This window comes from Vreelandella xerophytica (assembly GCF_968048975.1).
The window spans coordinates 2,422,115-2,435,503 of the sequence record NZ_OZ309106.1 but is presented as its reverse complement, the minus strand read 5'-3'; the positions used below and the strand labels follow the sequence as shown (position 1 = coordinate 2,435,503).

Annotated in this window: 9 protein-coding genes; 7 read left to right on the top strand and 2 right to left on the bottom strand. The window is 63.9% G+C overall.

Going from position 1 to position 13,389, the window contains the following annotated elements:
• Positions 1–6 precede the first annotated feature (6 nt).
• Genes ACWF8S_RS11460 through ACWF8S_RS11450 form a run of 3 tightly spaced genes read left to right on the top strand, consistent with a single transcriptional unit; the run spans position 7 to position 4,006 of the window.
• Positions 7–1,386 carry an undecaprenyl-phosphate glucose phosphotransferase gene (locus ACWF8S_RS11460; protein ID WP_447553447.1) on the top strand — a complete coding sequence of 460 codons (1,380 nt, stop codon included), beginning with the start codon at positions 7–9 and terminating at the stop codon, positions 1,384–1,386.
• A gap of 49 nt (positions 1,387–1,435) precedes the next feature.
• Positions 1,436–2,875 carry a mannose-1-phosphate guanylyltransferase/mannose-6-phosphate isomerase gene (locus ACWF8S_RS11455; protein WP_447553446.1) on the top strand — a complete coding sequence of 480 codons (1,440 nt, stop codon included), beginning with the start codon at positions 1,436–1,438 and terminating at the stop codon, positions 2,873–2,875.
• 15 nt (positions 2,876–2,890) lie between these two features.
• Positions 2,891–4,006, top strand: coding sequence for a glycosyltransferase (locus tag ACWF8S_RS11450; RefSeq protein WP_447553445.1), 1,116 nt, complete (start codon positions 2,891–2,893; stop codon positions 4,004–4,006).
• Here ACWF8S_RS11450 and ACWF8S_RS11445 read toward each other — a convergent pair.
• Both ACWF8S_RS11445 and ACWF8S_RS11440 read right to left on the bottom strand, forming a co-directional pair.
• A complete protein-coding gene (locus ACWF8S_RS11445; protein WP_447553444.1) occupies positions 3,996–5,018 on the bottom strand; it encodes a hypothetical protein in 1,023 nt (340 codons plus the stop codon). The genes ACWF8S_RS11450 and ACWF8S_RS11445 overlap by 11 nt on opposite strands.
• A gap of 32 nt (positions 5,019–5,050) precedes the next feature.
• Entirely contained in the window at positions 5,051–6,559 is a 1,509-nt protein-coding gene (locus ACWF8S_RS11440) for an MBOAT family O-acyltransferase (RefSeq protein ID WP_447553443.1), read from the bottom strand.
• Between the two features lie 111 nt (positions 6,560–6,670).
• On the opposite strand from ACWF8S_RS11440, the gene ACWF8S_RS11435 reads away from it, so the two are divergent.
• From ACWF8S_RS11435 to gmd, 4 genes are all read left to right on the top strand, one after another.
• Complete coding sequence (locus ACWF8S_RS11435) at positions 6,671–7,465, top strand: ABC transporter permease (RefSeq protein WP_447553442.1); 795 nt, start codon at positions 6,671–6,673, stop codon at positions 7,463–7,465.
• Entirely contained in the window at positions 7,462–8,739 is a 1,278-nt protein-coding gene (locus ACWF8S_RS11430) for an ABC transporter ATP-binding protein (protein ID WP_447553441.1), read from the top strand. Before ACWF8S_RS11435 ends, ACWF8S_RS11430 begins: the two co-directional genes overlap by 4 nt.
• Entirely contained in the window at positions 8,739–12,197 is a 3,459-nt protein-coding gene (locus ACWF8S_RS11425; RefSeq protein WP_447553440.1) for a glycosyltransferase, read from the top strand. Before ACWF8S_RS11430 ends, ACWF8S_RS11425 begins: the two co-directional genes overlap by 1 nt.
• A 154-nt stretch (positions 12,198–12,351) precedes the next feature.
• On the top strand, positions 12,352–13,383 hold the full coding sequence (gmd, locus tag ACWF8S_RS11420) for a GDP-mannose 4,6-dehydratase (protein ID WP_447553439.1): 1,032 nt from the start codon (positions 12,352–12,354) through the stop codon (positions 13,381–13,383).
• Positions 13,384–13,389 lie beyond the last annotated feature (6 nt).

Below are 13,389 nucleotides of genomic sequence, written 5' to 3'. Positions count from 1 at the left end.
CTTTGCATGAGCGCGTTAAAAGGAACACACAATAACGAATGGCTAAGACGCGCGATGCGCTGCTTCGACGCAGGCATCGCGCTGATGGTCTCCTCGATTGCGCTCTGGGCGATGCCCAACATCACCTATCACGGCGAGGAGTATCTCTTCTTGATGGTGATCGGCAGCCTGCTGCTGCCGGCGGTGGGCGAACTTCTCGGGCTCTACCAGCCCTGGCGCGGGCGAAGCCTGTATTCGATGCTCGGGGTCTACGGGCTGAGCTGGGGCATCACCATCGTGCTCATCAGCGTGTTGCTGGTCGCCACGCAAACCACCGAAAACTTTTCCCGCCTGTGGATGGGGGTGTCGTCGCTCACGGTACTGGGGGTGGGCAGCCTGATGCGCGGGGCGCTTTACAGCTACCTGCGCCGGCTGCGCGCGCAGGGCAAGAACTGCAAGCGCATCGTGATCATCGGCCGCCAGGACAACCTGTTTCGCCTGAAAGACCACTTGAACGCCATGATCTACGCCGGCTACATGCTGCACGGCGTTCACGTCGACGACGACTCCGACCGCTTTCACGCCCGGTTGAAGACGCTGGTCGACGAAAGCGGCTTCAACAAGGAGTTCGACGAGATCTGGCTGAGCTATCCGCTGAGCGATGGCGACAAGGTGCGCCTGGTCTCCACGAGCCTGATCAACATTCCGCTGACGGTACGCTACTTTCCCGACCTGTCCGATATTCGCCTGCTCAACCATCGCATGGCCCAGGTGGTCGGCCTTTACTCGCTGGAGCTGAACTACAGCCCGCTGGACAGCGGGCCGCTGCGGCTGATCAAGAGCATCGAGGACCGGGTGATCGGTGGATTGCTGTTTCTCGGTTTCCTGCCGGTCATGCTGGTCATTGCCGCGCTCATCAAGTGGAAGATGGGCGGGCCGGTGCTGTTCAAGCAGCACCGCCACGGCATGGACGGCAAGCGCTTTCGCATCTACAAGTTTCGCAGCATGAGCGTGCACCAGGCGCGCACCACGGTCGCCGCCACCCGGGAAGACCCGCGCATCACCCCGCTGGGCGCCTTTCTGCGTCGCACCAGCCTCGATGAGCTGCCCCAGCTCTACAACGTGTTGCAAGGGCGCATGTCGCTGGTCGGCCCGCGCCCCCACGCGCTGGATCACAACCAGTACTACAAGGGCGTGATTCAGAACTACATGCAGCGCCACCGGGTGAAACCCGGCATGACCGGCTGGGCCCAGGTCAACGGCTACCGGGGCACCACCGATACCCTGGAGCAGATGCAAAAGCGGGTGGAGTTCGACCTTTACTACATCGACAACTGGTCGCTGGGGCTCGATCTCAAGATCCTGGTGATGACGCTGACCCGGGGCTTTGCCAACAGTCAGCCCTGATGCAAGGGCTCCCATGAACAGTCCAGATCGTTTGTTTCAAGGATGAGTGATGATTTTGCCGGTTATCTTGTCAGGGGGCTCGGGGTCGCGACTGTGGCCGGTGTCCCGTGAGTACTACCCCAAGCAGTTCTTGAACCTCCACCGCGACGATGCCAGCCTGCTGCAGGAGACCGCCCTTCGCCTGGAAGGCGTCGCCTGCTCGGGGGAGCCCTTGATCGTGTGCAACGAAGAGCACCGCTTTCTGGTCGCCGAGCAGATGCAGCAGATCGGTTTCAGACAGTGCCAGATCATTCTGGAGCCCTGTGGACGCAACACCGCCCCGGCGCTGGCGTTGGCGGCACTGACGGCGAGCCTCACGCATCCCGACGCCGAGCTTCTGGTCATGCCGGCAGACCACGTCATCAAGGATACCCGGGCCTTCGCCCAGGCCATCGAGCAGGGGCTCGAGTTGAGCCACGAAGGCCGGCTGGTCACGTTCGGCATCACGCCGACCACTCCCCACACCGGGTATGGCTACATCAAGCGCGGCCAGGCCCTGTCCCAGGGGTTCGCCGTCGAAGCCTTCGTCGAAAAGCCGGAAATGACGGCCGCCGAGCAGTATCTGCAAAGCGGCGACTACCTCTGGAACAGCGGCATCTTCCTGTTCAAGGCCGAAAGCTTTCTCGCGGCACTGGCCGAGCACGCCCCGGACATCCTGAAAAGCTGTCAGGCAGCGTTCGAGGCGCGCACCCAGGACATGGACTTTCTGCGCATCGACGAAGCCCTGTTCGCCGAATGTCGCAGCGAATCGATCGACTATGCGGTCATGGAGCACACCCGCCAGGCGGCGGTCGTGCCCATGTCCCCGGGCTGGAGCGATATCGGCGCCTGGGACGCGTTGCATGAGCTGCGCGCCGCGCAAGACCCGGTCAACGGCAACGCCGTGCACGGCGATGTGCTGCTGCAGGACACCCGCAATAGCCTGGTATACAGCGATTCCCGGCTGGTGGCGGCGGTGGGGGTGAACAACCTGGTCATCGTGGAGACCGACGACGCGGTGCTGGTCGTGGACCGTCACCACGCCCAGGACACCAAGCACATCGTCAGTGCCCTGAAGGCGGCCGGTCGCAAGGAGTGTCAATCGCACCAGCAGGTCTACCGCCCCTGGGGGCATTACCGCACCCTGGCGCTGACCGAGAGCTTTCAGGTGAAGGAGATCATGGTCAAGCCAGGCGCGGCGCTGTCGCTTCAGATGCATCACCACCGCGCCGAACACTGGGTCGTGGTGCAGGGCACGGCCCGGGTCGTCCAGGGGGAAAGCCCGGGGGACACGGCAAGTCTGCGCAGCTTTCTGCTCTCCGAGGACCAGTCCACCTACATACCGCTGGGCACCGTGCATCGGCTGGAAAATCCCGGGGTGATCCCTTTGAAGCTGATCGAGGTGCAGACGGGCTCTTATCTCGGTGAAGACGATATCGTGCGTTACAACGACAAGTACGGTCGTGAATAGGTGCGCCGAGCCGTCATGAGAGTGGCCATCGTTCACGACTGGCTGACCACCTGGGCCGGCGCCGAAAAAGCGCTGGCCGAGCTTCTGGGCTGCTTTCCCCAGGCGGAGATCTTCACGACCGTCAACTTCCTGCCCACCCGGGACATTCCCGCGCTGCGCGACAAGGTCATCCACACCAGCTTCATACAGCGTCTGCCCCTTGCGCGAACGCGCTACCGGCACTACTTGCCGCTGATGCCCCTGGCGGTGGAACAGTTCGACCTGAAAGGCTTCGATCTGATCCTGTCCAGCAGCCACGCCGTGGCCAAGGGCGTGATTCCCGACCCGGGTGCGGTGCATATCTGCTACTGCTACAGCCCGATGCGCTACGCCTGGGACATGCAGCACCAGTACCTGCGTGAAATCGGCAAGGCCCGAGGTGTGATGAGCTGGCTCATGCGCTGGCAACTGCACCGCCTTCGACAGTGGGATTTCATCAGCGCCCAGCGGGTCGATCATTTCGTTGCCATTTCAAGCTACATCCAGCGGCGTATTGCCACCTGCTATCGCCGCGATGCCGATGTCATCTATCCCCCGGTCGACGTGGGCAAGTTTCGCCACGACCAGCCCCGGGAAGCCTTCTACGTAACCGCTTCGCGCATGGTGCCCTACAAGCGGATCGATCTGGTGATCGAGGCGTTCAATCGAATGCCCGACAAACAGCTCGTCGTCATCGGCGACGGCCCCGACTACGCCAAGCTCGACGCCCTGGCGGGCCCCAACGTCACGCTGCTGGGCTACCAGCCCGATGACGTGCTGGTGAGCCACCTGGAGCGCGCCCGGGCCTTTCTGTTCATGGCGGAAGAGGATTTCGGCATTCTGCCCGTGGAAGCCCAGGCCGCCGGGGCGCCGGTCATCGGTTACGGGGTCGGGGGCCTGGCTGAAACCACCCTGAACGGCGCTTCCGGGCTCTGGGTGGCCGAGCAGACAAGCGACGCGCTCATTGACCAGGTACGCCAGTTCGAGGCAAGGCGCGCGGCCGAGCCCGACGCCTTTTCGGCTGCGGTATGTCGACAAAGCGCCGAGCGGTTTTCCACCGCCAACTTCACCCGGTCCATGCAGTCGCTGGTGAACCGACACCTCAAGACGTGACGTTGGGCGTCAAGGCAGGTTCTCTTGGCAGAGTCTCGTAATGGTGTCGGCACTGCGCCATGGGCTGCTCGCCCAGCCAATCAATGATCTTGTGCGTATGGCGGGTGCGCGCCTCGTCCACCAGGTGAAAGTTGGTATCGAAAAAGTCGTCGGCCGCATACAGGGCCTGTGTCGGTTCCCCCACCCATTTCAGCCCGGCCCGGCGGGCCTGTTCGGGCAGGCTGGCGTAATACGCCGCCTCGATGGGCACGTGAGTATATTCGGGCTGGTAGAGCATCGGCGGGGGCATGAAAACCGGGCAGGCGCCCTTGGCCAGCAGTCGGTCGCGAAACCCGCGCAGCCGGGCACCGGCAAAGTGACCCTGGCGGGCCGTTTCGCCGTAGGTCTCCGGGGGTAACGAGGTGAGAAAATGCCAGTGGCGCGCTTCGCGCAGGGCCCGGGCGGTATGGCGCTGATCGCCGCGCTGATCCAGGTTGTGCGCGCCGTAATCGCCGCTCACGACAAACCCTTCGGGCAGGCCCCGATACCCCTCCAGGATGCGAGTCAGCGAGGTTTGCGCGACAACCCCCAATGAGCGTTTCAGGGGCAGCTGCAACAGGGCGTCCGGGTGGCTGTTGGCCCAGTGTACCAGCGGGCTCGTAACGCCTTCGTCACGGTTGTAGAGCGGGTACTCCAGAGGGAGCAGCACCAGATCCCCGGCCTGAATGACGGGCTCGGCGCTTTTTAGAATCACCGGCAGCGACAGGCCCGCATTGACCCCCAGATTGACGGTCGGGCGCTGGAAGGCGGCCTCCAGCGCGCCGCTGTCGATACCGAACATGGCGCTTGAGCCGGCCACCACCACGATTTTCGGTGAGGGGAGCGCCTTCGCCTGGGCCTGCTTGTAGCGAACCGCCCCCTCGATCCACGCATTGTTGGGGTGTGGCCGGCCAAGCTGCCCGGCCCAGAGGGCAAGCCAAAGGCTGAGGGCCAAAAAGCCACCCGCCAGCACACCTGTCAGAAAACGCCTCATGTCCACTCGCTCTCTCGTTCCCTGCACGGTCATCAGAAATTGAAATACAGAAATGCCTGACTGGGGAGATCGGTCATCGCCTTGGCCACCGCCACCAGCAGCGCCCCGACCAGCCCGCCTTGCCAGAGGATACGCGAGGGCGCGTCGAGCCACCGGGCGCAGCGCATGCTGCTCGGCATGACCAGGGCGATGAACGAACCCAGCAGCAGCACCGCCCCCGGCGAACGCAGCGCCATCACGCCCTGGGTCATGGCGCTGTACATATCGCCAAGCGCCCCCCACTGCCAGTGCCCAAGGCCTGCGTACAGCGCAAAGGCGTGCTCGAGGCTCGTCGCCCGAAAGGGTACCCAGGCCAGCATGACCAGGGTCAGGGTCAAAAGCCAGCTGACCCCGCGGGGCAGTCGCACGGGGCTGACCCGGCGCCACACCAAAAGCCCGGCCAGCAACCCGCCGTGCAGCGCGCCCCACAACACGAATTGCCACCCCGCCCCGTGCCACAACCCGCCCAGAACCATGGTGACCAGCACCGCCATGACCTGGCGCGGCGTGCCGTGGCGGCTGCCCCCCAGTGGTACATACAGGTAGTCGCGCAGAAACTGGGAAAGCGTGATGTGCCAGCGCCGCCAGAAGGCCTGAATATCCAGGGCCTGGTAGGGCGAGGCGAAGTTTTCCGGCAGCCGGATACCAAACAGCAGCGCAAGCCCCAGCGCCATGTCCGCGTAGCCGGAAAAATCGAAATACAGCTGCAGCCCGTAGGCCCAGCCTGCCACCAGGGTGTCCCCGGCAACGATACTGCCCGCGGGCTTGTCGTAAAGCTGCTCCACCAGGGGCGCCAGGTTGTCCGCCAGCAGCAGCTTCTTGGAAAGGCCCAGGGCGATCAGAACCAGCCCGCAGCGCACCCAGCGAGCCCTGGGCGTCGTCAGGTTGGCAAGCTGGGGGGCAAGTGTTTGGTAGTGAACGATAGGGCCGGCAACCAGCTGCGGGAAAAAGCTGACGAAGACGCCGTACAGCGACCAGGGCCCGCGGGTGATCTTTTCTTGACGAACATCTACCAGAAACGCGATCTGCTGGAACGTGAAAAAGGAAATGCCCAGGGGCAACACCAAGGGGCTGAGTGTCTGGGGCGCCAGGTTCACCGCCGAGAGCAGGAAAACCGAGTACTTGAACCCGCCCAGAAGCCCCAGGTTGAACGCGACCCCCAGCCACAGCCAGCCGGGGTGGGGCCGGGTGATGTGGCCGGCGAGCCAGTAGTTGACGGCCATGCTCGCCAGCAGCAAGGGCAGCAGGGTGATATCCCAGCTCGCGTAGAAGAAAAGCGACGCGGCCCCCAGCCAGCCAAGCAAAAAGCGCGGCGTGGCAAAAAGGCTCGCCAGATAGAAGACCAGCCAGACGACGGGCAGAAACACCAGAAGAAAGAGAGGAGTGCTGAAAACCATGCCGTAGGCTCGAACGGTCGCGGGGAAGGCGAGCAGAAGTGTGAAGCCGCGAGCATAGCACAGCCACCAGGCGCGCAAGGCGAGTAACGGTGGTGTGGTCTTCACGCTTGGCTTAACATGGCGCCCTTGTTCGAATTCCTGTTCAGCCTGGAAAGCCGTTCAGTACGCGAGCCAGCCAAGCCCGGGAACCCGTCCAGCACGGAAAAAGGTAACGCAATGCTAGCATCCCTTGGAGGGGCCTGGCGCTACCGCCAGTTTATTGCCACGTCCATACGCCACGAACTGGTGACCCGCTTTGCCCGCAGCCGCATTGGCGGCGCCTGGATGATCATTCATCCGCTGGCCATGGTGCTGATCTACGCGCTGGTACTCTCGGCGGTGCTCTCGGCCAAGCTGCCCGGCATCGAAAGCCGCTACGCCTACGCCATTTACCTGACCGCGGGGATGCTGGGGTGGAGCCTGTTCAGCGAGCTGCTCAACCGCTGTCTCGGGGTGTTCATCGATAACGCCAATCTGCTCAAGAAGCTGGTGTTTCCCAAGATCGCCCTGCCCATCATCGCCACCGGCGCCTGTCTGATCAACAACCTGGCGCTGTTTCTGGTCATTCTGGTCGTGTTTGCGGTGCTGGGCCATTTTACCCTTGCCACACTGCCCTGGGTGGTCGTTCTTACCGGCATCACGGTGCTGCTGTCGCTTGGCCTGGGGCTGACGCTGGGTATCCTCAACGTCTTCATTCGCGATATCGGCCAGCTCATGCCGATTGTCATGCAGTTCCTGTTCTGGTTCACACCGGTGGTCTATCCCGCCGAGATCGTGCCGGCATCCCTGCAGGCGATCATTGCGTTCAACCCGCTTTACCACCTGGTGGGGGCTTACCACGACGTACTCGCCTACGGTCAAGCGCCGTCGCTTATCGCCCTGGCGGCCCTGGCGGCGCTGGGAATTGCCCTGGTGCTTCTGAGCGCGCTCTTGTTTCGCAAGGCCAGCCCGGAAATGGTGGACGCCCTATGAGCCCATCCCCCACGAACGCCCCGGCGCTTCTGGAAGTGCGCGGGCTCGGCAAGGTCTACCGTCACTACAAGAGCGAACTCACCCGCATCGTCAACTGGTTCATGCCGGTCGCGCCCCAGGCCGAAACCTGGGTATTGCGGGATATAAGCTTCGATATCGCCGCCGGCGAAGCCGTGGGCATCGTGGGGCAGAACGGGGCGGGCAAGAGCACGCTGTTGAAAATGATCACCGGCACGCTGATCCCCAGCGAAGGCCACCTTCACGCCCAAGGGCGCATCGCGGCGATCCTGGAGCTTGGGATGGGTTTCAACGGCGAGCTGACCGGGCGCCAGAACGTGCTGCATGCCGCGGGGCTGATGGGCTTCACCCATGCCCAGGTGGCCGCCGCGATGGACGAGATCGAAGCCTTTGCCGAAATCGGCGACTACTTCGATCAACCCATGCGGGTCTACTCGAGCGGCATGCAGATGCGGGTCGCGTTTTCCGTGGCCACGGCGTTTCGCCCGGACATTCTCATCGTCGATGAAGCGCTGTCGGTGGGGGACGCCTACTTCCAGCACAAGAGCTTCGATCGTATCCGCGAGTTTCAGCGCCTGGGCACCTCGCTTCTGATCGTCTCCCACGACAAGGCCGCCATCCAGAGCCTTTGCGACCGGGCCATCTTGCTGGAGCAGGGCCGCGTGCTGCAGGATGGCCCGCCCCAGGACATCATGGATTACTACAACGCCCTGATCGCCCAGAAGGAGAACGCCCGGGTCGAGATCGAGCCCCTGGACAGCGGCCAGATACAGACCCGCTCCGGCACCGGCGAGGCGAGCATTACCCAGATCAGCCTGCACGACGGCGGGAAAGGCCAGGCCCTCGACGTGGTGGACGTCGGCCAGCCCGTCGAGCTTCGGGTGCAGGTGAACATTCACGACCACCTGCCCGAGCTGGTGCTGGGGTACAAGCTGAAAGACCGGGTGGGCCAGGACGTGTTCGGCACCAACACCTGGCACACCCACCAGGTAGAGCGCGCGCTTGCCCCCGGCGAGACGCTGACCTACCGCATACGCTTTCAGGCCAATCTGGGCCCCGGCAGCTACTCCGTGTCCGTCTCGCTGCACAGCAGCGACACCCACCTGGCGCGCAACTACCAGTGGATCGACCACGCGCTGGTCTTTCAGATGGTGAACATGGAAAAGGACTTTTTCCTGGGCAGCAGCTGGGTCATGCCGACCATCGAATGCGCGCGCCGTGACACCCCCCGTTTCGAATCTAACGAGTCAGCGTAATGGATTTCTACACCCGGTTTACCAACCATTTTCGTGGCGAAAAAGACGACATCAAAAAGCGCCTGGCCGTCTACGTGCCGCTGCTGGCACCCATCATGGCGCGCTACCCCAAGGCGTGGGCGGTGGACCTGGGCTCCGGGCGCGGTGAATGGCTCGAGCTGATGCGGGACAACGCCTGGCCCGCCCGGGGCGTCGATACCAACGAAAGCATGGCCAAGGCCTGCAACGAACGCGGGCTCGAGGTCGTGGTCGGCGACGCCCTGGCCGCGCTCAAGCAGACCCAAAGCGACACGCTTTCGGCGGTGACCGGGTTTCACATCGCCGAGCACATCCCCTTCGAGCGCCTGGTGGAACTCGTGCAGGAGGCGCGCCGGGTACTGGTGCCCGGGGGCGTGTTGATTCTGGAAACGCCCAACCCGGAAAACCTCACCGTGGGGCTCTGGAGCTTCTATCTCGACCCGACCCACCTGCACCCGCTGCCGCCGCCGCTTTTGCACTTCGTTGCCACGGATGCAGGCTTTGCCAAGGCCGATATCCTGCGCCTGAACGGCCCCCAGCCCCCGGAAAACGACGCCGCCGTTCGCGACTACCTGAACTGGGTCGTCTCCGCCTATCCGGATTACGCGCTGATCGCCCACAAGGGCGCAGACGAGCAAAGCGCGCCCTGGTTTGCGTACCTGGACACGTTGACCAGCACCCAGCAGGGGAGCCTGGAAACCCTGGCGGACAAGATTCAAGAGCAGGCCGACGCACTGGCGAAAGAGACCCAGGAGCGCCAGCACTACCAGCACAAAGCCCAGCAGCTGCTCGATGAGATCAACGGTATCTACCAAAGCCGCTCCTGGCGCCTGACCCAGCCGCTGCGGGGGGTGATGCACCTTCACCGCCAGTCGTTCGTGGCGCGCGGCCAAGGGGCGGGTGGCAAGACGCTTCGCAGAATGGCGCAGATCCCCTGGCTCAAGCGTCTGGCGCTCAGGTTCTTGAACCGCTTTCCGGCGTTGAAGATGCGCGTGCTCAAGCACATGGCGGCAAGCGATGGGCTGTTCAGCCGCAAGGGGCAGTTTCGCGACGAAGACTTCGTGAACCTGGAGGCCGATACCCCGGCCAAGGTACGCCTGGAGGCCCTGGCCCTGCGCGACGCCACGAACGCCCCCTCGATCAAAGGCGTTCGCCTGGAAGGGCATGTCAACGGAAGCTACAGCCTGGCCTCGGTCAACCGCCACCTGCTTGGCCGGCTAGCCCAGAGCGAGCCCGCGCCTGCACTGTGGCTGGCCCCCCACGAGGGCTCGGCGGACATACGGGTACACACCACCCCCGGCGGTACCGAGGAAGTGGCCCGGCTCAACGCGCTGACCGACCCTTCGGCCTGGCAGGCGCTGGCGCCCCATCAGCGGGTCGCGCTGTATCATCACTACCCGCTGATCACTCCGGACCCCGCCCACGGCAAGGCCGTGGCGCTGTTTTTCTGGGAAGAGTCCTGGGTGGCGCAAGACACGATAGACACCCTCAACCGCCACTATCACGGCGTGGTCGTCACCGCCTGGTTCGTCAAGAAGGCGCTGATGGACAGCGGCTGCACTCGCCCCATTCACGTGGTGGCGCTGCCGCTGATGGCCAACCCCCACGCCGCGGGCAGCCACGCAAGGGATCTGGCCCGGGTTGGCCGGCAACGCGCGGTACACCTGTTGCACGTTTCCTCGGCGTTTCCCCGCAAGGGGGTGGACGTGCTGCTGCAGGCCTTCGAGCAGCTGGCCGAGCAGGACCCCGAGATCACGCTCACCCTCAAGACCTTCCCCAACCCGCACAATCAGACCCAGGCCTGGGTCGAGGCCTACGTAAGCCACCGCCACCGCTCGCGACTTACCGTCATCATGGACGACTACACCACCGAGCAGATGGCCGCGCTCTATCACCAGGCGGATATCGTGGTACTGCCCACCCGGGGCGAGGGCCTGAACATGCCCGCCATCGAAGCCGGCGAGTTCTCCCGCGCCCTGGTCGTCACCGGCTACAGCGCCCATACGGATTTCATACCCGCTCGCCAGGCAGGCTTCATCGATTACTGCTTCGATCACGCCCAGTCGCACTTGAGCCAGGGCCAGGCGCTGTGGGTCGAGCCCAGCGTCAGCAGCACCGTGGCCCAGGTTCAGCGCCAGATCGAAGCGCTACGTCAGATCGAAACATCAGGTCAGGCCGAAACGTCACGCCAAAACGGCGAGCACGAAGCCCCGGCGGCAGGCGACCTGCACGCCGCCATTCAAGAGCGGTTTTTCGCCCCGGCGGCGGTTGCCTCGTTCAGCGCTGCCCTTGGCCGGCTGCAGGCACTGGCCGACACCGCGCCGCCTACGCTTTCCATCAGCCTTTACACCACCTGGAACGAGCCCTGCGGCATCGCCCAGTACAGCGCCCACCTGCTGGAGGCGATGCAGACCCAGGACGAGTCGGCGCTGCTCGAAGTACACGCCCCCACCAGACAACAAGTGGCCCCAGAAGGCGTGCTTCAGGTGGTGGAAAGCAGCTGGCAGAAGGGCGCAAGCCCCGCGTTGGCAAACGCCCGGGGCAACGTGGTCTGGCTGCAGCACCACTTCGCCTTTTATGAGCTGGACCGCGCCCTTCAAGAGGAGGTTCAGCAGTGTCGCAAGCTTGGCAAACGGGCATATATCACGCTGCACACCACCCGGCCGGTCATCGATTTCGACACCGCTCGCCGGCGCGCCGTGGCCGCCACCTTGGCCGAATTCGACCGCGTCTTCGTGCATACGCTGGATGATCTCAACCATTTAAAGCGTATCGGTTTGAGCGATAACGTGACCCGGATTCACCAGGGCGTGGCCGAGGGCACCAGCGCCCCGGTGACCCAGGCCCCCATTGAGGCCCCCATCATCGGCTGCTTCGGCTTTTTGCTGCCCCACAAGGGCGTCAATACGCTGATCGAAGCCTTCGCGACGCTGCTCGAGTCCAGAGCGCTGCCCAAGGCGGCGACGCTTCGTCTGGTTACCTCGGTGCGCGACGAAGCCAGCTCTCGCGAGGAGCTGGCGCGCTGTCGGCGCACCGCCCAGCGGCTGGGGGTCATGGCGCACATCGAGTGGGATACCGACTTTCAGCCGCTGGAAGAGGCCCAAACGCGGCTGGCCGAATGCAGCCTGGTGGTACTGCCGTACCAGTACACTCAGGAATCCAGCAGCGCCGCGGTACGTACCGCCGTGGCGGCGTGCCCGACCATTCTTACCACACCGGCGCCGATCTTCGACGAAGTGGCAGGCGTTGCCTGGCAAACCGACGGGTTCGAGCGCGATGCCATTGCCCGGGGTATTACCCAGGTGCTCGGCGCCCCCGCAAAACAACACCAGGAGTACTTGAACGCCCGGCAGCAGTGGCTCGACGAGCGCCGCTGGCCAACCCTTGCCAAGCGCTATGACGGGCTCTTGCGCGCCGCCCTGATTGACCAGAAACTGTAACCAATACCGGTTACACTTGGTCACAACCAGGCGCTGCCTTGCCAGGCGCGCCCCTGTGCGGCCTGCGCCCAAACGCGGCTGAACCAGAACGGCTGAAACAGGGCGGCGGTGTGAAGCGCCCATCGACTGACTTTAAGAGAAAAGGAACGCTGTCTTGAATGCGATCGTGACAGGGATAACGGGGCAGGATGGCGCCTACCTTGCCAAGCTGCTGCTCGAAAAGGGCTATACCGTCTACGGCACGTATCGACGTACCAGCTCGGTCAACTTCTGGCGTATCGAAGCGCTGGGGGTGCAGGACCACCCAAAGCTGCACCTGGTCGAATATGATCTGACCGACCTGTCGGCCAGCATTCGCCTGCTGCAGCGCTGCAAGCCCCGGGAAGTCTACAACCTGGCGGCGCAGAGCTTCGTTGGCGTCTCGTTCGATCAGCCCATCACCACCGCCGAAATTACCGGGCTGGGGGCGGTCAACCTGCTGGAAGCCATTCGCATCGTGGACACCAGCATTCGCTTTTACCAGGCCTCGACGTCGGAAATGTTCGGCAAGGTGCAGGAAGTCCCCCAGACCGAAACCACCCCGTTCTACCCCCGAAGCCCCTACGGGGTGGCCAAGCTCTACGCCCACTGGATGACCATCAACTACCGGGAATCCTACGGACTGTTCGCCGCCAGCGGCATTCTGTTCAACCACGAATCACCCCTTCGCGGGCGCGAGTTCGTGACCCGCAAGATCACCGACGCCGTGGCGCGCATCAAGCTGGGCAAGCAAACCCGCCTGGCGCTTGGCAACCTGGACGCCAAGCGCGACTGGGGCTACGCGAAAGAGTACGTGGAAGGCATGTGGCGCATGCTTCAGGCCGATACCCCGGACACGTTTGTTCTGGCCACCAACCGCACCGAAACGGTACGCGATTTCGTGACTCTGGCCTTTCAGGCCGCAAAGATCGAGCTTCGCTGGGAAGGCGAGGGCGAAAACGAAGTAGCGGTGGATGTGGCAACGAACACCCCGGTGGTGGTGATCGACCCGCAGTTCTACCGCCCCGCCGAGGTGGAGCTTTTGATCGGCGACCCGGCCAAGGCCTACCGGGAGCTGGACTGGAAACCCGCCACCCGCCTGGAAGCGCTTTGCAAGATGATGGTCGAGGCGGATCTGGCCCGGGTCGCGAAGGAAATCGGCGCCTAGCGGGCG